This window comes from Variovorax paradoxus, from assembly GCF_040544635.1.
Taxonomy (GTDB): Bacteria; Pseudomonadota; Gammaproteobacteria; order Burkholderiales; family Burkholderiaceae_C; genus Variovorax; species Variovorax paradoxus_R.
The window spans coordinates 121,270-140,515 of sequence record NZ_JBEPKJ010000003.1; the positions used below are offsets into that span (position 1 = coordinate 121,270).

General features: G+C 64.9%; 15 protein-coding genes. 13 read left to right on the top strand and 2 right to left on the bottom strand.

The window, feature by feature from the left end; genetic code table 11:
- The first annotated feature begins 64 nt into the window (after nucleotides 1-64).
- Nucleotides 65-1,828: an ATP-binding response regulator gene (locus ABIC94_RS06330; RefSeq protein WP_354372181.1), complete on the top strand. Its 1,764-nt coding sequence runs from the start codon at nucleotides 65-67 to the stop codon at nucleotides 1,826-1,828.
- Between the two features lie 29 nt (nucleotides 1,829-1,857).
- Here the strand turns inward: ABIC94_RS06330 and ABIC94_RS06335 are convergent, their stop codons facing one another.
- On the bottom strand, nucleotides 1,858-4,596 hold the full coding sequence (locus tag ABIC94_RS06335; protein WP_354372182.1) for a hypothetical protein: 2,739 nt from the start codon (nucleotides 4,594-4,596) through the stop codon (nucleotides 1,858-1,860).
- 321 nt (nucleotides 4,597-4,917) lie between these two features.
- On the opposite strand from ABIC94_RS06335, the gene ABIC94_RS06340 reads away from it, so the two are divergent.
- The 9 genes from ABIC94_RS06340 (at nucleotide 4,918) to ABIC94_RS06380 (ending at nucleotide 14,668) form a co-directional block, all read left to right on the top strand.
- Nucleotides 4,918-7,155: an NADP-dependent isocitrate dehydrogenase gene (locus ABIC94_RS06340; RefSeq protein ID WP_354372183.1), complete on the top strand. Its 2,238-nt coding sequence runs from the start codon at nucleotides 4,918-4,920 to the stop codon at nucleotides 7,153-7,155.
- 31 nt (nucleotides 7,156-7,186) lie between these two features.
- On the top strand, nucleotides 7,187-7,960 hold the full coding sequence (locus tag ABIC94_RS06345; protein WP_354372184.1) for an ankyrin repeat domain-containing protein: 774 nt from the start codon (nucleotides 7,187-7,189) through the stop codon (nucleotides 7,958-7,960).
- A gap of 157 nt (nucleotides 7,961-8,117) precedes the next feature.
- Complete coding sequence (locus ABIC94_RS06350) at nucleotides 8,118-8,558, top strand: hypothetical protein (protein ID WP_354372186.1); 441 nt, start codon at nucleotides 8,118-8,120, stop codon at nucleotides 8,556-8,558.
- A gap of 224 nt (nucleotides 8,559-8,782) precedes the next feature.
- Nucleotides 8,783-9,175: a DUF6985 domain-containing protein gene (locus tag ABIC94_RS06355; protein ID WP_354372188.1), complete on the top strand. Its 393-nt coding sequence runs from the start codon at nucleotides 8,783-8,785 to the stop codon at nucleotides 9,173-9,175.
- A 133-nt stretch (nucleotides 9,176-9,308) separates the two neighbouring features.
- On the top strand, nucleotides 9,309-10,643 hold the full coding sequence (locus tag ABIC94_RS06360) for a C4-dicarboxylate transporter DctA (RefSeq protein ID WP_354372189.1): 1,335 nt from the start codon (nucleotides 9,309-9,311) through the stop codon (nucleotides 10,641-10,643).
- Between the two features lie 8 nt (nucleotides 10,644-10,651).
- On the top strand, nucleotides 10,652-11,359 hold the full coding sequence (locus ABIC94_RS06365) for a GntR family transcriptional regulator (RefSeq protein WP_354372191.1): 708 nt from the start codon (nucleotides 10,652-10,654) through the stop codon (nucleotides 11,357-11,359).
- A gap of 97 nt (nucleotides 11,360-11,456) precedes the next feature.
- A complete protein-coding gene (locus ABIC94_RS06370; RefSeq protein WP_354372192.1) occupies nucleotides 11,457-12,560 on the top strand; it encodes an AI-2E family transporter in 1,104 nt (367 codons plus the stop codon).
- A gap of 163 nt (nucleotides 12,561-12,723) precedes the next feature.
- A complete protein-coding gene (locus tag ABIC94_RS06375; protein ID WP_354372193.1) occupies nucleotides 12,724-13,161 on the top strand; it encodes a DUF2141 domain-containing protein in 438 nt (145 codons plus the stop codon).
- A 10-nt stretch (nucleotides 13,162-13,171) separates the two neighbouring features.
- Entirely contained in the window at nucleotides 13,172-14,668 is a 1,497-nt protein-coding gene (locus tag ABIC94_RS06380; RefSeq protein ID WP_354372194.1) for a carotenoid oxygenase family protein, read from the top strand.
- 21 nt (nucleotides 14,669-14,689) lie between these two features.
- Here ABIC94_RS06380 and ABIC94_RS06385 read toward each other — a convergent pair whose 3' ends face one another.
- The gene (locus tag ABIC94_RS06385; protein WP_337314766.1) at nucleotides 14,690-15,592 is read right to left on the bottom strand and encodes a LysR family transcriptional regulator; all 903 of its coding nucleotides are present in this window, start codon (nucleotides 15,590-15,592) and stop codon (nucleotides 14,690-14,692) included.
- 111 nt (nucleotides 15,593-15,703) lie between these two features.
- Here ABIC94_RS06385 and gcl point away from each other — a divergent pair, with 111 nt between their 5' ends.
- From gcl to ABIC94_RS06400, 3 genes are read left to right on the top strand one after another with little or no spacing between them, the layout of a single operon-like run.
- Nucleotides 15,704-17,497, top strand: a complete 1,794-nt coding sequence (gene gcl / locus ABIC94_RS06390; protein WP_354372196.1) for a glyoxylate carboligase — start codon at nucleotides 15,704-15,706, stop codon at nucleotides 17,495-17,497.
- A 17-nt stretch (nucleotides 17,498-17,514) separates the two neighbouring features.
- Nucleotides 17,515-18,300 (top strand): hydroxypyruvate isomerase, encoded by a 786-nt coding sequence (gene hyi / locus ABIC94_RS06395; RefSeq protein WP_281146355.1) that lies wholly within the window; start codon nucleotides 17,515-17,517, stop codon nucleotides 18,298-18,300.
- 32 nt (nucleotides 18,301-18,332) lie between these two features.
- Nucleotides 18,333-19,241, top strand: coding sequence for a 2-hydroxy-3-oxopropionate reductase (locus ABIC94_RS06400; protein WP_354372197.1), 909 nt, complete (start codon nucleotides 18,333-18,335; stop codon nucleotides 19,239-19,241).
- Nucleotides 19,242-19,246 lie beyond the last annotated feature (5 nt).

Sequence of the window (19,246 nt, forward strand, 5' to 3'; positions counted from 1 at the left end):
GCTGCGCAGGCAAATCCTCAACGTGAAACAACTCAGGCTCCGGTAGTTTCCGAAGACTGCCTCAATGAACCCGCCTCCCGCTCCTGCGCCCCTGTCTTCCAAGGCCGAATCCCAGATCCAGCTGCACCAGTTCATCACGTTGCAGAGCAACGTGCCGTTCATCGTCCTTGGCAGCCTGTTGGTGGCCACTGCATTGCTGTGGGTGATGCACGAGGTTCTTCCCTTGGCCGTGCTGCTGGTGTGGAGCGGGTTGCTGCTCGGGCATGCGTTGGTGCGCCTGGCATGCTGGTGGTGGCTGCGGCACCAGACCGTTGCACAAGCGCAGGTGAGCCGCCGCATTCATCTGCATACGGTTCTGTCGCTCGCCTCGGGGCTGCTGTGGGGTGGCGGTGCCCTGTGCTTGCTCCAATACGGCGACATCGAGCACCGCTTGCTCGTCACCCTCATGCTGGCCGGCATGGTCTCGAGTTCGCTGATCTCGCAGACGATCCATCTGCCGACCTTCCATGGCTTTTTCCTGCCCTGCGCGGTGAGTGCCGTCGCGGGCAACTTTTTGCTTGGCGGGCGCTTGTACCAGGCCGTCGGCCTGACGATCTTTGCCTATTCGCTGCTGGCGGTGCGCTTTGCCCGGACGCTCAACGACAAGCTGACCGAATCGCTGCGGGCTCGCTTCCAGATTGCCGACCTGGCCGAACGCCTGCATGTCCAGAAAGAAGCGGCCGAGCAGGCCAACCTGGCCAAGTCGCGTTTCCTGGCCGCCGCCAGCCACGACTTGCGCCAACCCATCCATGCCCAGGGCCTGTTTCTGGACGTGCTGTCACGCACCCCGCTGTCGACGTATCAAAGTGAGGTGCTGGTCAGCACCCGGTCGGCTTGGCGCGCCTCCAGCGACATGCTCAACACCCTGCTGGACTTTTCGCGCATCGAGGCCGGCGTGGTGCAGCCCCAGATACAACCCTTTCTCCTGCAAGACCTGCTGTACCAGATCGAGAACGACTTCGCTCCGCTGGCCGATGCCAAGGGGCTGGTCTACCGCTCGCGGGAAACCCGGCTTGTCGTGCAATCCGATGCCATCCTGGTCGGCATGGTGGTGCGCAACCTGGTCTCCAATGCCATCCGCTATACCCAGCGCGGCGGCCTGCTGGTTGCCTGCCGAAAACGCCGGCACACCGTGAGCATCGAGGTGTGGGACACCGGCATCGGCATTGCACCGGCCGACCAGCAAGCCATCTTTCGGGAGTTTCACCAACTGGGCAACCCTGAACGCGACCGGCACAAGGGCCTGGGGCTTGGCCTGGCGATTGCCGACGGGCTGGCGAAGTCGATGGGCCATGGGCTCACGCTGTCATCCAAGCCCGAGCGGGGCAGCGTGTTCCGGCTGGAGCTACCCCTGTCGGTAGCACCCGTGCCACCCCCATTGCAAAAGGGTCCGCAGTTGCAACCCATGCGGGTACTGGTGATCGACGACGATGCCGCCGTGCGCAGCGCCATGGTGCACCTGCTGCAAAGCTGGGGCTGCCCCAGCGACAACGCCGAATCCCTGGAGGAAGCCCTGCCGCTGGCGCTGCAAAATTCCCCTGCCTGCATCATCAGCGACTATCGGCTGCGAGGGCCGCGCACCGGGGCTCACGCCATCACGGAATTGCGTCATCATTTGCATCGGCAGGAGGGCCGTCATACACCCGCCCTCATCATCACCGGAGACACGGCCCCGGAGCGCCTGCGCGAAGCCCTGGCCAGCGGTATTCCACTGCTGCACAAGCCGATCTCACCCGAGCAGTTGTACCGGGCGCTGGTGGACTTGCAGGCCGATGAACAATCACGTTAGACCGGGTGGCCCTTTGTTCTTGAAACATCTCACTGAACCTCGGACGTGCGCAGGGCTGACTGAGGCGCGATGAGCGCAACCGCGACCAGCTGGCGAAGGTCTTCGTCATTCATCCTGGAGATATCGACGGGGCTGCGTTTGACCTCGCCGTGGATCCGGACCAGGTTGAAGATTTTCCATCCGCGAAGCGGAACGTCCTTCAGGGGCTGTCCGGGATTCACGGAGACCTTGATCGCCACGCTCTCTCTCTGGAACTTCTCGGGGACCGTACCAACCGTGCCGTCGGGGATGGAGGTGTACCGGGTCGCCCTTCCGGTCGCAAGCTGATCCAATTCCCGGGAATTCTCGACGTGCAGCCTGGCACCGGCCGCCATGAACCAGACCCTCGGGTCGGTGTACTCCCGGAGCAGCGACCCGTCGGTCGGGTTCGACGTCAGGGCGTTGACGACCTCGATCGGTTCGCGCCGAACGTCCCAAGCGTTGAGCTTCATTTTGGTGAAGGCGGCGCTGCTCGGAATGTGAAACTTGGCGTAGCCGCAAACCACGTAGATCTCGGGGCGCCCGAACGCCTGCACCAGGGATCCGTCGGGAATCTCGACGTACGACCGCTGCGAACCCACGCGGGCGCACATCAGGCGATGCGATACCCGGTAACCGTCAATGAAGGTATAGCCTCGACTCCATCCCACGAAGGTCTCTCCGGGGAGCGGCGAAGGGACCATGTCGCTTTCCGTCGTGTATTCGCCGGGCATCGGATAGAGGCGCCCGCCGTCCCACACGCGTCCGTCCGTCGTGCTGGAGAAGCAGATTCGATCGTCGCCCGGCCTGCGGTAGAAGGCAAAGAGCAGGCCGTCCACCGCGATCAGCGCGGGGCCCGAATTGCTCTTGACGACCGCGGCCTCGAGGCTTTCCTGGCTGGACCAAGCCTCATTTTCATAACGCGCGTAGAAGACCCAGTCAGTCTTGCCCTTCCCTGTCCAGGCGGCATGGAGCCGGCCGTTGAAGACCGCCAGCGTCGGCGAATAGCTCGCCGCTTTGCCCGACATCTGCTGGGGATTCGCCCAGGAGGTTTTTCCGGCTGACAGTGTGGACCAGAACAGGCTGTGTCCGGAGTTCACCCACACCATGAACATCCGACCCTCGTGGACGCACAACGCCGGCCGGCTGTGCTGCGAGATCTGCGCATATGCGGGAGCAGGCGCGGCGGTCCAGTTCTGCGCGTCGATCGATGCGAGACACTGAACGGCGTCCCCTTTGGCGAACGCCATCACGAGACGCCCCTCGAATTCGACCACGGACGGCACGCCCTTCACGCCCGAAACGATTTGCTTGGCGCTGACCTCCGGGTTGTCGTAGGGTTGAACATAAACGTCGTTCTTTCCCTGGTACGTATCGACATAGACGATATAGGTTCTTCCCCGGAAGCTGAAGAAGAACGGGGCGTGATCGCTCCATGGTTTTTTTCGCGGCCAATACACCGCGTCGGACCCGTGGAACGCGCTCATCCGACTCCACATCACCAGGAACTTGGTGATCGCGAGCTGCCCGGCGGGAATCGCCTCCCGCAAGATCGGATCGGCTTCCAGTCCCCATGTGGCGTTGTCATAAACGATGGCGGTCCCCTTGGCTGTCAAGACTTCACGGACCTTGCTCGCCATGACCGGCTCGACCTTTTGCTTGTAGATCCTCTTCGAGTTGGCAGCCACCTGCATCACCAGCTGCGCGAGGTATTGCATCGCGCCCGGATCGACGTCCGCCCACGACACCCGGCTGGGATCGATCCTGAAGGCCGGACCACGCTCGTCTGCCCTTTTCTCGAAGCCACGATGGCGCCAGTCATCCGCCCACACGGCGTTGACGATGTTGGCGGCGTGCATTGGTTGGGTGAGATCCGAGAAGTAGTGCAACGCCAGACCGAGCTTGAATCCGCACTGGCCATGGGCGGTGCTCGGAACCGACGACGGCGCCGATACGGTGTCGCGCATTTGTGCGTCGAGGCTTTCAGCGCCGAGGTTCGATGAAGTGTCCGGAGCGGCATTGCGCCCGCCATTGGCGATGTTGCCTGCGAGATTGGCCGCGTCCAGAGCGAAGCGGAGAGTCTCGGAGTACGCCGTCTGGCTCGGGAACAGCAGCGGCAGCCAGTTCTGCTTGGTGTCGGGATCGAAGAAGTGCGATGCGTATGTCTTGAGGTTGATGTACTGCCACTCGTAATCGGCATCATGCAGACCTTGAAGTACGCCCGCCTTGAAGTCCGGGTTGCTCCAGAGCGCCTTCACGCGCTTCACCCCCGCCTTGTCGTCGGGGAACCGCATCACGGTGGCGAAGGCATCCTCGATCAATTGTTTATGCTCTTTATCGTCCCAGAACATTTCTGGAGCGATCCTGTAGCCGGCGAGGTCGCCGGCCGTCGCCAGGCTTACCGATGCGGAAACCGCGCACTCCGGAGTGTGAGGCCCTTCCGAAGGTTTCCATTCGGTCATCGGCAGAGAGAACACGGGCCCCCGTTCGGCGGTGGGCTCGCCGAGCGCGGGCACTCCCCCGTCCGTCATGAGGGGCCTTGCACTGCCGCACGCCCGGAGCCGATAGCCTCCATCGGCCGCTTCGACGACGAAGAGGCTTCCCTGCGTGGGGCTCGCTACGACGCGCAATGTCCCGTCGTCAGCCGATTCCTCCAGCCAGTGCTCTCCGATCTTGAGCAAGACAAGGTCCGTGCGCGCCTCTTCAGCGTGTCGCATCTTTGGGGGATCCATAACCACAATGTCATCCATGCGTCGACTCCTTCGGCATCTTGGGGAGGCCGCATCACATGAGATATCCCCAAAAAATTGATCGCAATCCGCAGCGGGAGTTTTGAGTACGCGTGGTACGGACACAATCCCTGGAAATGGGTAAATCGACAGACATCTACATCCGGATGTGGAGCAGACATTGCCGAACCCTGAGGCTCCGCAGGCGAGTCATGCGCAGGAGTTCTTCACCCGGTGAGCCTGGCCTGTATTCGGGCTTTTGTTAAAGTTTGCGCCCGTTCGCAACGCTGTCCATCCTGTGACATTGCGTTTTGTTGTTGTTCAGCCCGCCCGAAAGCCGCCATGACCGCCGGAAACCCCCGAATCATCTACACCCTTACCGACGAGGCGCCGCGCCTGGCCACGGCCTCGCTGCTGCCCATCATCCAGGCTTTTGCCGCGCCGGCGGGCATCGAGGTCGCCACCAGCGACATCTCGGTGGCCGCGCGCATCCTGGGTCAGTTTCCTGAGGCGCTGACCGAAGCGCAGCGGATGCCGGACAACCTGGCAGAGCTGGGCAAGCTGACGCTGCAGCCCTCAGCCAACATCATCAAGCTGCCCAACATCAGTGCCTCGGTATCCCAGCTGAAGGCCGCCATCAAGGAGCTGCAGGACAAGGGCTACAAGGTTCCCGACTACCCCGAGAGCCTGAAGACGGACGAGGAAAAGGACATCCGCACGCGCTACAACAAGTGCATCGGCAGCGCGGTAAACCCGGTGCTGCGGGAGGGCAACTCCGATCGCCGTGCGCCCAAGGCAGTGAAGGAGTTCGCGCGCAAGAACCCGCACAGCATGGCGGAGTGGAGCCAGGCGTCTCGCTCGCACGTCTCGCACATGCACCACGGCGACTTCTACCACGGCGAGAAGTCGATCACGCTGCAGAAGGCGCGCGACGTGAAGATGGAGTTGATCACCAAGAGCGGCAAGGCCATCGTGCTCAAGTCGAAGGTTTCGCTGCTCGATCGCGAGGTGATCGACTCCATGTTCATGAGCAAGAAGGCCCTGCTCGATTTCTACGAACAGCAGATCCAGGACGCGCACAAGACGGGCGTGATGTTCTCGCTGCACGTGAAGGCCACCATGATGAAGGTGTCGCACCCCATCGTGTTCGGCCACTGCGTCAAGATCTTCTACCGCGAAGCCTTCGAAAAGCACGCCAAGCTGTTCGAGGAGCTGGGCGTGAACGTCAACAACGGCATGGTCGACCTGTACAACAAGATCGCCACCCTGCCCCAAAGCACGCAAGACGAGATCAGGCGCGACCTGCACGCCTGCCACGAGCATCGCCCCGAGCTGGCGATGGTGGATTCCGCCAAGGGCATCACGAACTTCCATTCGCCCAACGACGTGATCGTGGACGCCTCCATGCCCGCGATGATCCGCAACGGCGGCAAGATGTACGGTGCCGACGGTCGGCTGAAGGACGTGAAGGCCGTGATGCCGGAGAGCACCTTTGCCCGCATCTACCAGGAGATCATCAATTTCTGCAAGTGGCACGGCGCCTTCGACCCCAAGACCATGGGCACCGTGCCCAACGTCGGCCTGATGGCGCAGCAGGCCGAGGAATACGGCTCGCACGACAAGACCTTCGAGATCCCCGAGGACGGCGTGGCCAACATCACCGATCTCGATACGGGTGAGGTGCTGCTCAGCCAGAACGTGGAAGCGGGCGACATCTGGCGCATGTGCCAGGTCAAGGACGCCGCCATCCGCGATTGGGTCAAGCTCGCCGTCACGCGCGCGCGCAACTCCGGCATGCCGGTGGTGTTCTGGCTCGACGCCTACCGCCCGCACGAGGCGCAGCTGATCACCAAGGTCAAGATGTACCTGCACGAGCACAACACCTCGGGCCTGGACATTCAGATCATGAGCCAGGTGCGCGCCATGCGCTACACGCTGGAGCGCGTGATCCGCGGGCTGGACACCATCAGCGCCACCGGCAACATCCTGCGCGACTACCTGACCGACCTGTTCCCCATCATGGAGCTGGGCACCTCGGCCAAGATGCTGTCCGTTGTCCCCCTGATGGCTGGCGGCGGCATGTACGAAACAGGCGCCGGCGGCTCGGCACCCAAGCACGTGCAGCAGCTGGTGGAGGAGAACCACCTGCGCTGGGATTCGCTGGGCGAGTTCCTCGCGCTGGCCGTGAGCCTGGAGGAACTGGGCATCAAGACCGGCAACGCCAAGGCCAAGGTGCTGGCCAAGGCACTCGACACCGCCACCGGCAAGCTGCTGGACAACAACAAGGGCCCTTCGCCCAAGACCGGCCAGCTCGACAATCGCGGCAGCCACTTCTACCTGGCGCTCTACTGGGCCCAGGCCATGACCGAGCAGACCGAAGACAAGGAACTGGCCGCCTATTTCAAGCCGCTCGCCGATGCCCTGGCCGCCAACGAACAGAAGGTCGTGGACGAGCTCGCCGCCGTGCAAGGCAAGCCGGCCGACATCGGCGGCTACTACCTGCCGGACGTGCACAAGACGGATGCGGTGATGCGGCCGAGCGCGACGTTCAACGCGGCGCTGGCCACCGTCGCGGGCTGAGGGCAAGGCGCGGCCAGGAGCGGTCTTCCTCTTGAAGTGGTTGTTGACGGGTGTGTTCTCGCTGGCCGCGGCGGTGTGTAGCGCTGCGCCAATCGAGCGATGTCCGGAGCCCGCAGAAGCGCCGGACTATGGTGACTTTTCCGCGGAAGCGTTCCAGCGGGCCTTCAAGGAGGTACCCCCCATCGCTTACGGCCTCGGCAAGGACCGACGCCGCCAACTCGCCACCTTGCTGGCACGCGGCGAGGACCCGAACGCTTGCGTGGGCGGAGTCAGTGTGCTGGCCGTAAGCGCGGTCTCGGGTGAGCTGGAGGAAGTGCGCATGCTGCTGGATGGTGGCGCCGGGGTGGACAGGCCCATGGACACTGGCGGCAGCACGCCGCTGCTGACCGCCCTGGGGATGGGGCGCTACGAGTCCGCTGAGTTGTTGCTGGCGCGGGGGGCCGACACGCGTCACGCGGCCGACGGCGGTTTCACCGCGTTGCATCAACTGGCGCAGGCCCCGCTCCCGGTGAAAGATGGAGAACATGCCCGCGCTCAGCAGATCGCTTGGGTGGAGCGACTGCTGAACGCCGGATTGGCGGTCGATGTGCGTGACAGCCGAGGCAACACGCCTTTGCTGCTTGCCACCGGTTTGCGCAACCGCGAGTTGACGGCTTACTTGCTCCAGCGTGGTGCCGACCCTGGTGCCCGAAATGATCGCGGCAATTCGCCTTTCGAGATCGCGCGCAAGCGCGGCGATGCCGGTTGGCTCGACATGTTCGAACGCGCGAAGCCCGTTGACAGGCCACGTCAGGCGCCGTCCTGATCATCGGGCAAGTCCGACGTCGCGCGTACAAGATTTCTTCTTCCGAATCGTTGTGCCGCAGAACACAGTTTCCAAGGTGCCAATGCCTGCTTCAACAGACCTCCTTGCAGCGCCAGCCGATCGCCCCGCATCGGGCACGGACGTGGACGAGACCCGCATGGTCGCCCAGCGTACCGAGCCACCGCTGGATTGTCTTTCGATCGCATGGCGCGGCGTCACCGTGCTTCTTGACCGGCAGGAACTGGCCAGGAAAGCCGCAGTCCAGCCTTCCCCATGGACGACGGAGGCAGAACGGCTGGCACTCATCGAAAGCCAGCGGGCATCCGCACTGCTGTCGGCTGCCGCCACCGGCAAGGGCGAGAACGGCTGTACGCAAATCCACGGGGCCTTGGATGGCGAGGCGAAGGCCATGGTGTTGGCCGCTCTGGAAAGTGGCTCCGCCACAGTCCTCCTGGACGGCTCGAAGGCTCCTGTTACCGCAGTGGCCATCCGCTACCTGGGCACCCGCCGCGGCCCGCTGTGCGGGCGGGGGCACATCATGGTGTATGTGCCGGGGCAAAGCAGGCCATTCCTGGTGCAGGACTGGTGGGTTTCTTGAACCATGGCGAATCGCCTCCCCAACAACCCTTCCAACGAGCGAACACACGCAACAGCGCATCCATGAATCCATCCAGCAAGAAAGAGCTACGGCATCCCGTCCTGGGACACTTCAACTGCATCTACGCCTACGACGTGGATCCAATGTGGCTTCCGAGATTTGGACTCACCGTCAGACCCGAGCCTATAGGGGAGATATGGGAGCTATCGGAAAGGCAACCATTCATGGGCTCTGCCAACGCCCTCACTGTTTGCATCAACTCGGCCGATTGGGCCGAAGTGTTGGCCGGCAAATGCAAGGAAGGCGAGTTCACGAAATTGCAGATCGGCGCATACCACGCCTATCTGCGCGAGATTGCGACAATTGAATCGCATGTCGCCCAAGCGGTTCTCGAGCACTACCATGAGTGCATCGAGTGCATCGACTACGGCCACGACGACTTCAAGCCTGTTGCATTGGCCGCCCCACTTCTCCTTCAATGCAATCACTGGGAGCTGACGCTGCCTTGGAGAGACGCAGGACCGAGACAACTCCGTATCGCATGCCAATGCCCATGGGAAAGCGAACACGGATTTTCTTGCGAGTTCGAAAACGAGCAACTCATTCGGGTCGAATAGGCGTGCGATGCCCCAACCGTAGGCAAGGGTCGAGGCCCGGGAATACCCTCTCCCCGGTCGGGCCGGCTGTTGCCTACATTGCTTGCATACAAGATTTCCCCAATCTTGCATTCAACCAGTGGAAGGTTCCTCCATGCCCCGTTTCGTCAAATCCCTCTTCGGCCAGGTCGTCATAGCCTTGGTGCTCGGCGTGCTGGCCGGTCTCTTCGTGCCGGAGTTCGCCGTCAAGCTCAAGCCGCTCGGCGACGGCTTCATCAAGCTGATCAAGATGATCATCCCGGTGCTGGTGTTCTGCGTGGTGGTGCACGGCATCGCTGGCGCGGGCGACCTGAAGCGCGTGGGCCGGGTCGGCGTGAAAGCGCTGATCTACTTCGAGGTGCTGACCACCATTGCGCTCGCCATGGGCCTGGTGCTGGCTTTCGTGTTCGAGCCGGGCGTGGGCATGAACGTGGACCCGGGCAAGCTCGACGCCGCCGCCATGAGCGCCTATGCCTCGAACGCCGACAAGCTCACGAGCGGTGGCACGGTCGAGTTCCTGATGAAGCTGATTCCCACCACGGTGGTCAACGCCTTTGCCACCGGCGACGTGCTGCAGGTGCTGCTGTTCGCGGTGCTGTTCGGCTGCGCGCTGTCGCTGCTGGGCGAGCGCGGCAAGCCGGTGGGCATGGTGGTGGACTCGCTTTCGCTGGTGCTGTTCAAGATCATGGGCATCATCATCAAGCTGGCGCCGCTCGGCGTGCTGGGCGCCATTGCCTTCACGGTGGGCAAGTACGGCATCGGCTCGCTCAAGCAGCTGGGCATGCTGGTCGCTCTCTTCTACGGCGCGGTGCTGGTCTTCGTGGTCGTGGTGCTCGGGCTGGTCATGCGCATGTCGGGCTTCAGCCTGTGGAAGCTGCTGCGCTACCTGCGCGAAGAACTCGCCATCGTGTTCGCCACCACCTCCTCGGACAGCGTGCTGCCGCAGATCATGGCCAAGCTGCGCCGCATGGGCATTCGCGATTCGACGGTGGGCCTGGTGATTCCCACGGGCTACTCGTTCAACCTGGATGCCTTCTCGATCTACATCACGCTTGCGGCAGTGTTCATCGCGCAGGCCACCAACACGCCGATCTCGATGTCGGACCTGCTGACCATCCTGGCCATTGCGCTGGTCACCTCCAAGGGCGCGCACGGCGTGCCGGGCTCGGCCATCGTGGTACTGGCCGCCACGCTGCACGCGATACCCGCCATACCGGCCATCGGCCTGGTGCTGGTGCTCTCGGTCGACTGGTTCATGGGCATTGCCCGCGCACTGGGCAACCTGATCGGCAACTGCGTGGCCACGGTGGCCATTGCGGCCTGGGAAGGCGACATCGACCGCGAGCGCGCCCATGCCGTGCTCGACGGCTCCTACTCACCCGACGACGAACCGCTGGCCGAGCCCGAACTGCCCACGGCGCCGTTGGGCGCAGGTGCCGGCAGCCGTTGAAAGCAACGATGACCGCCGACGCCGTCAACCCCACGTCCATTGCCGAGCGGGTGGTCGAGGCCATCCTGGCGCAAAAACTCGCGCCGGGCGAGCGGCTGGGCGAGCAGGCACTGGCCGAGAACTTCGCGGTGAGCCGAACCATGGTGCGCGAGGCGCTCATGCAGCTGCAGGCGCGCGGCTTCGTCGAGGTGCAGTCGCGCCGCGGCTGGTACGTGGTGGAGCCTTCGGCCGAAGAGGCGCGCGATGCCTTTTCGGCACGGCGCATCGTCGAAGCAGGCATCCTGGCCGAAAGCGAAGGCCGGCCGCTGCAAAAAGCCATACGCAAGCTGCGCGACCATATTGCCGACGAGCGGCGCGCCATCGAGGGGGCCGACGCCGCCACGCGCGCCTTCCTGCTGGCAGACTTTCATGTGTGCCTGGCCGAGCAGATGGGGCACCAGTTGCTGGTCGACGTGCTGCGCGACCTCACGGCCCGCACCACGCTGGCCGCCACGCTCTACCAGTCGAAGCACGAAGCCGGGCAATCGTGCGCCGAGCATGGCGCCATCGTCGCCGCGCTCGAGGCCGGCGACACGGCCAAGGCGCGCGAACTCATGATCGCGCACATCGGCAATGTCGAACGCTCGCTGGAGGTGGAAACCGCGGCGGAGCCCGACGCGCCGGCCCGGCTGCGCGCCACCCTGGCGCCGGTGGCGCTGCCGCGCGTCAGGCGCTGACATCCTGGGCTGGAGTCGTGCCGGCAGGCATTACTGCACAAGGGCGCTCCCACCGACACAAACGTGCGTTCAGGCTCGGCTACAGTCCGAATCACATATGAACTCACCCCAACTCCAGCGCGGCGTATTCCTCGCCCTGCTCGCCATCGTTACTGTTGCATTTCTCTGGGTGCTGGTGCCGTTCTTCGGCGCGGTGCTGTGGGGGGTTGCGCTGGCCATCCTGTTCACACCGCTCTACAAGCGGCTGCTGAAGAAAATGCCCGGCTGGCACAACGCCGCGGCGCTCTCGACGCTGGCCATCTGCCTCTTCATCGTGATTCTTCCGCTGGCCATGGTCGGGGTGTCGCTGGTGCAGGAAATCGTGCAGGTCACGCAGAGCATCCGTTCGGGGCAGATCAATTTTGCGGCCTACTTCCAGCAGATCCTCAACGCCATGCCGCAATGGCTGATGAACATCTTCGACCGCTTCAACCTCGGCGACATGGAAGCCTGGCAGGCCCGCATTTCCGCCGGCGCGGCGCAGGGCAGCCAGCTCATCGCGGGCCAGGCGCTCACCATCGGCCAGAACACCTTCGACTTCCTCATCAGCTTCTTCGTGATGCTGTACCTGCTGTACTTCCTGGTGCGCGACGGCTCGGCGCTCTCCAAGTCCATGCGCGAAGCCGTGCCGCTTGCCAAGCCGCACACGCACTACCTGCTCAACAAGTTCACCACCGTGATCCGCGCCACCGTGAAGGGCAACGTGGCGGTGGCCATTGCGCAGGGCGCCATCGGCGGGATCGCCTTCTGGCTGCTGGACGTGCAGGGCGCGCTGCTTTGGGCGGTGCTGATGGCGTTTCTCTCGCTGCTGCCGGCGGTGGGCGCGGCGCTCATCTGGGGGCCGGTGGCCATCTACTTCCTTGCCACGGGCCACTTCTGGCAGGGCGGCATCCTGATCTTCGTGGGCGTGTTCGTGATCGGGCTGGTCGACAACATCCTGCGGCCCGTGCTGGTGGGCAAGGACACCCAGATGCCCGACTACATCGTGCTGATGTCGACCATCGGGGGCATGGCGATCTTCGGCATCAACGGCTTCGTGGTCGGCCCGGTGATTGCCGCGCTCTTCATGGCGGCATGGAGCCTGTTCGTGGAATCGGGGCAATGGGAAAACCCGCCCGGCGCTGGCGGCGCCGACGCGGGCGAAGACAAGAAGAGCAACTGAACGACGCTTCACGGCCGCCAGCCTGGGGCGGCTGAAGCGGGCGCGCCTTGCGCCTGCTGCGTGCATTTCGCGCGGGCGTTTGCGCACTTCGTCGCATGGTGCTGGGCAGCGCACGGCGCCTGCGAGATCGTCGAGACCTTCAACTTCCGAGATGAGGTCTCTCATGAACTTTCCCGCCCCTCTGCCCCGGCCTGATGTGCGCGCCCTGTGCGCCGCCGCACTCCTCGCACCGCTGGCCGCGTTTGCGGCCGACCTGAGCCTGAGCGTGGCCGACGGGCCGGCTGCCGAGGCCACACTTTATGTTGCGCTGTACAACGACGCCGCCGGCTACGCCGACAGCAAGGCCGTGGCGTCGCAGACCGCGCCGATGCAGGGCGGCAAGGCCCGGCTCGTGTTCGCAGGACTCGCGCCGGGGCGCTACGCTCTGAGGGCGTTCGCCGACGAAAACGGCAACGGCAAGCTCGACACCAACCTCGTGGGCATGCCGACCGAGCGCTACGGCTTCTCGAACGACGCGAAGGGCAACCGCGCGGCACCCGCCTTCGAAGCCGCAGCGATCAGCGTCGACGCCGATCTGCAGACCGTCATTCACCTGCGCTGAGGAGACCGCCATGGAACGACGCGAACTCCTGCGCCTGCTGGCTTCGGCCGGCGCCCTGCCCCTGCTGGCACCGCTGGCCCGCGCGGCCGGTACGGACGACTGGCAAGCCCAGTTCGAAGCCGCCGGCACGCCCTGGAAGACCGGCTTCGCCACGCCCCCGGACGACCTCCCGCTGACCCGCGCCACGGTGCGCGGACGCTTCCCGGATGCCGTGGTCGGCACGCTGTTTCGCATCGGCCCGGCCGGCCACGACCTGGGCGGCGAGCGCTACCACCACTGGTTCGACGGCGACGGCATGGTGCATCGCTTCGTGATCGACGGAACCGACGTGCGGCACCAGGGCCGCTATGTCGCCACGCCCAAGCGCGTGGCCGAGGTGCGGGCCGGCCGCCGCCTGTTCGAGGCCTTCGGCACCATGCCGCCGGGCGTCGAGCCGCCGACCTCGGCCGACAGCATCAACGTCGCCAACACCAGCGTGCTGCCGATGCGCGGCGAGGTGCTGGCGCTGTGGGAAGGCGGCTCGGCCACGCGCGTCGACGCGCACACGCTGGACACGCTGGGCGTGAAGACCTGGCGGGCCGACCTCGCGGGGATGCCGTTCTCGGCCCATCCCAAGGTCGATCCGGACGGCACGGTGTGGAACTTCGGCGTGAGTTCCGGCCAGGGCCTGCTGGCGCTGTACGAGATTGCGCCCGAAGGCACGCTGCGGCGCGCAGCCGTGGTGCCGCTGGCCGACATGCCGATGGTCCATGACTTCGCCGTGACCGAGCGGCACCTGGTGTTCCTGATGCCGCCACTGGTCTACGACGGCAAGCGCAAGGAGGCCGGTGCGAGCTTTCTCGATGCCCACGTCTGGCGGCCGGAACTTGGCATGCGCGCGCTGGTGATCGACAAGCAGAACTGGGAGCGACGCCAGATGCTCACGCTGCCGGCCGGCTTCTTGTTCCATGTGGGCAATGCCTGGGAGGAACACACGCCGCGCGGCACGCTCATTCACGTCGACTACGTGCGTTCAGACAACGCCGATTCGGTGTTCACGACCAACCGCGAAGTGATGCGCGCGCGCCGCGTGAAGAGCACGGACCCGCACCTGACCGTCGCCACGCTGAACCTCGGCACGGGCAAGGCCCTGCAGCAGGCGCTGGCGCAGGAAGCCGAATTTCCGCGCATCGACCCGCGGCGCGTCGGCCTGCGCCATCGCCAGGTGGTGCACGCAACGCAGATCCGGCCCGACCTGCCGGGCTTCGGCGCTGTCGCGCGCACGGATGTCGAAACCGGTCGCAGCCAGCGCTTCAGCTACGGCGCGCAGGCCATCGTGGAAGAGCATGTCTTCGTGCCGGACGGCACCAGGCCAGGCTGGGTGCTGGGCACCGTGCTCGATTTCGGCCGGCAGAAGACCGTGCTGTCGTGCTTCGCGGCCAACCACCTGTCGGCCGGCCCGGTGGCGCAGGCCACGCTGCCTTACGCACTGCCGCTGGGCCTGCACGGCGCCTTCGTGCCGGCCTGAAGAAGAAGATGGTGGGCGCGGTCAGCCGCCCCACCACCCTTCGGCAAACCGCCCCTGCAGGAAGGCCACGAAGCCCGACACCTTTCCCGGCACCAGCTTGGGCGAGGGAAAGACGGCGTGGATCTCCTGCTCGGGCAGCTTGTGGTCGCCGAGCACTTCGAGCACCTTGCCCGATGCCAGCGATTCGCTCGCCACGTAGCGCGGCATGAGCGCAATGCCCAGGCCGTCGCGCGCGGCGGCCAGCACGGCGGAAAGGTTGTTGGAGCGAAAGCGGCCCGAGACCGGCACCGTCACCGGGTCGCCCTTGGGCGTGTGCATGCGCCAGAACTCGTCGCCCACCACGCTGCTGTAGATCAGCGCCACATGCGCGCTCAGGTCTTGCGCGCGCTTGGGGGTGCCGTGCTTCTTCAGGTAGCCCGGCGCCGCGACCATGGCCCACGGGTTGGTGCCGAGATAGCGCGCGCCCAGCGACGAATCGGCCAGCTTGCCCATTCGGATGGCCACGTCGATGCCCTGCGCGATGAGGTCGACATAGCGGTCCTCGAAGCTCAGGTCGAGCTGCACCTGCGGATGCCTTCGCATGTATTCGAGCGCCAGCGGCACCACCACCCTGCGGCCGAAGGCCACCGAGGTGCCCACGCGCAGCAGGCCCTGCGCCTGGTTCTGCCGCAGTTGCACGATGCTCTCGGCCTCCTCTGCCTCGCGCACGATGTTCTTGCACTTCTCGTAGTAAAGCGCGCCGGGTTCGGTGAGGCTCACGCCGCGCGTGTTGCGGTTGAGCAGCCGCACCTTCAGCCGTGCCTCGGTGGCCGCGACCTGCTTGGTCACGGTGGGCTGCGTGGTGTGGAACTCGAGGGCCGCTTTCGAGAAGCTGCCGGTCTCGACCACGCGAACGAACATTTCCATTGCCAACAATCTGTCCATCGCCGGATCGTAATCACTTATTCCAAAGCGGAATAGCTTTTATGGTCCGCAGCCGTCTTCTTCGAATGGTCTGCGCTTCCTACAGTGGACGCCACTCAAGGAGACAGTCCCATGGCAAAAATGAAAGCGGTCCAGGCCGCCGTGCTGGTGATGGAAAAAGAAGGCGTGACGCAGGCCTTCGGCGTGCCCGGTGCCGCCATCAACCCGATGTATTCAGCGCTGCGCCAGCGCGGCAGCATCGGCCACATCCTCGCGCGCCACGTCGAGGGCGCCTCGCACATGGCCGAGGGCTACACGCGTGCGGTGGCCGGCAACATCGGCGTGTGCATCGGCACCTCGGGCCCGGCGGGCACCGACATGATCACGGGCCTGTATTCGGCCTGGGCCGATTCGATTCCCATCCTCTGCATCACCGGCCAGGCACCGCGCGCGCGGCTCTACAAGGAAGACTTCCAGGCGGTGGACATCGAGTCGATCTCCAAGCCCGTCACCAAGTGGTCCGTTACCGTGCGCGAGCCGGGGCAGGTGCCGCAAGTTTTTCAGCAGGCTTTCCACCTGATGCGCTCGGGCCGCCCGGGCCCGGTGCTGATCGATCTGCCCTTCGACGTGCAGATGGCCGAGATCGAGTTCGACATCGACAGCTACGAGCCGCTCACCCCCTACAAGCCCGCGGCCACTCGCGCCCAGATCGAGAAGGCCATCGGCATGCTCCAGGCGGCCGAGCGCCCGCTGATCGTGGCCGGCGGCGGCGTCATCAATGCCGATGCGTCCGACCTGCTCGTGCGCTTTGCCGAAGCCACCGGCGTGCCGGTGATTCCCACGCTGATGGGCTGGGGCTCCATTCCCGACGACCATCCGCTGATGGCCGGCATGTGCGGCCTGCAGACCAGCCACCGCTACGGCAACGCGACGATGCTGGCGAGCGACTTCGTGCTCGGCATCGGCAACCGCTGGGCCAACCGCCACACGGGCTCGGTCGACGTCTACACCAAGGGCCGCACCTTCGTGCACGTGGACATCGAGCCCACGCAGATCGGCCGCGTGTTCACGCCCGATTTCGGCATCGTCTCTGACGCCAAGGCCGCGCTAACGCTCTTCGTCGAGGTTGCCGAGGAGATGAAGGCCGCCGGCAAGCTCACCGACCGCCGTACCTGGGCCAAGTCGTGCATCGAGCGCAAGAAGACCATGCTGCGCAAGACCAACTTCGATGAAGTGCCGATGAAGCCGCAGCGCGTGTACCAGTGCATGAACAACAACTTCAGCAACGACACCTGCTACGTGAGCACCATCGGCCTCTCGCAGATCGCGGCCGCGCAGTTTTTGCACGTGTACAACCCGCGCCACTGGATCAACTGCGGCCAGGCCGGCCCGCTGGGCTGGACCATTCCCGCCGCGCTGGGCGTGCGCGCCGCCGACCCGTCGCGCAAGATCGTCGCGCTCTCGGGCGACTACGACTTCCAGTTCATGATCGAAGAGCTTGCCGTGGGTGCGCAGTTCAAGCTGCCGTACATCCACATCGTGGTCAACAACTCCTACCTCGGCCTCATCCGCCAGGCGCAGCGCGGCTTCGAGATGGACTACTGCGTGCAGCTCGCGTTCGACAACATCAACGCCGGGCCCGATGCCGGCATCGAGAGCAGCTACGGCGTGGACCACCTGAAAGTGGTCGAGGGCCTGGGCTGCAAGGCGATCCGCGTGAACAAGCAGGAAGAGATCGCACCGGCCATCCAGCGCGCCGAAGCGCTGATGGCCGAGTTCAGCGTGCCGGTCGTCATCGAAGTGATGCTGGAGCGCGTGACCAACATCGCGATGGGCACCGAGATCGACAACATCACCGAGTTCGAGCCCCTGGCCGAGCACCCGGCCGATGCGCCCACCGCCGTTGCGGCCGAGATGCTGGACTGAACGAGGAGACACAGGCCATGCCCAAGTTCGCAGCCAACCTCACGATGCTCTTTACCGAGCTGCCGTTCATGCAACGCTTCGAGGCCGCCGCCAAGGCGGGTTTCGAGGCGGTGGAATACCTCTTCCCCTACCCCTTCGAAAAGAAGGAACTCACTGCGGCTCTTCGCGCCAACGGCCTGCAGCAGGTGCTGCACAACTTGCCGGCCGGCGACTGGGACAAGGGCGAACGCGGTATCGCCTGCCACCCGGACCGCACCGGCGAGTTCCGCGAAGGCATTGCGATGGCCATCGACTACGCCACGGCCCTGGGCTGCCCGCAGCTCAACTGCCTGGTCGGCAAGGTGCCGGCGGGCGTGAGCACCGAGGCCGCGCACAAGACCGTGGTCGAGAACCTGCGCCTTGCTGCCGGAGAGCTCGAGGCGGCCGGCCTTCGGCTCTTGATCGAGCCGATCAACACCTTCGACATCCCGGGCTTCTTTCTCACGCGAACCGACCAGGCGCTGGCGCTGATCGACGAAGTGGGCTCTTCCAACCTGCGGGTGCAATACGACATCTATCACGCGCAGCGCATGGAAGGCGAGCTCGGCAACACGCTGTCGAAAAACCTCGCGCGCATCGGCCATATCCAGCTGGCCGACAACCCCGGGCGCGGCGAACCGGGCACGGGCGAAATCAACTACCCGTGGCTTTTCAGGCACATCGATTCGATCGGCTACGACGGCTGGATCGGCTGCGAATACAAGCCGCGCAGCGACACCGTCGACGGTCTGGGCTGGCGGCAGGCCCTGACGCAGCAGAAGTGAACCCGCACAACAGCATCCAAGGAAACAGAGATATGTCGCAATCGCAAAAAATCGGATTCATCGGCCTCGGCATCATGGGCGCGCCCATGGCAGGCCACCTGCTCGACGCGGGCTACCAGCTGTTCGTGAACACCCAGGGCAACACGCCCGAGCCTTTCATCTCGAAGGCGACCATCTGCGCCTCGGCGGCCGAGGTGGCGCGCCAGGCCGACGTGATCTTCATCATGGTGCCCGACACGCCCGATGTGGAAAAAGTGCTGTTCGGCGAGCCGGGCACACACGGCGTGGCCGAAGGCCTGAAAGACTCGCGCGGCAAGATCGTGGTCGACTGCAGCTCCATCGATCCGATTGCCACCAAGGGCTTCGCCAAGCGCATCCTCGCGCTCGGCTGCGGCTACATCGACGCGCCGGTCTCGGGTGGCGAAGTGGGTGCCAAGGCGGCGAGCCTCACCATCATGTGCGGCGGCGACGAAGGCACCTTCGGCCAGGTGCGGCCGCTGCTCGAGAAGATGGGCAAGAACGTCACGCTGGTCGGCAACGTGGGCGACGGCCAGGTCTGCAAGGTGGCCAACCAGATCATCGTGGCGCTGAATATCGCGGCCGTGGGCGAGGCGCTGCTGTTCGCCTCCAAGGCGGGCGCCGATCCGGCCAAGGTGCGCCAGGCGCTGATGGGTGGCTTCGCAAGCTCGCGCATTCTGGAAGTGCATGGCGAGCGCATGATCAAGCGCACCTTTGCGCCGGGTTTTCGCATCTCGCTGCACCAGAAGGACCTGAACCTGGCGCTGCAGAGTGCACGGGCCCTGGGCGTGGCCCTGCCGCAGACGGCGGGCGCAGCGCAGCTGATGAACGCGTGCGCCGCATTGGGCCATGGCCAGCAGGACCACTCGGCGCTGGTGCGCGCGCTCGAAGCGCTCGCCCAGCACACGGTTACGCCGGACTGAGCCTG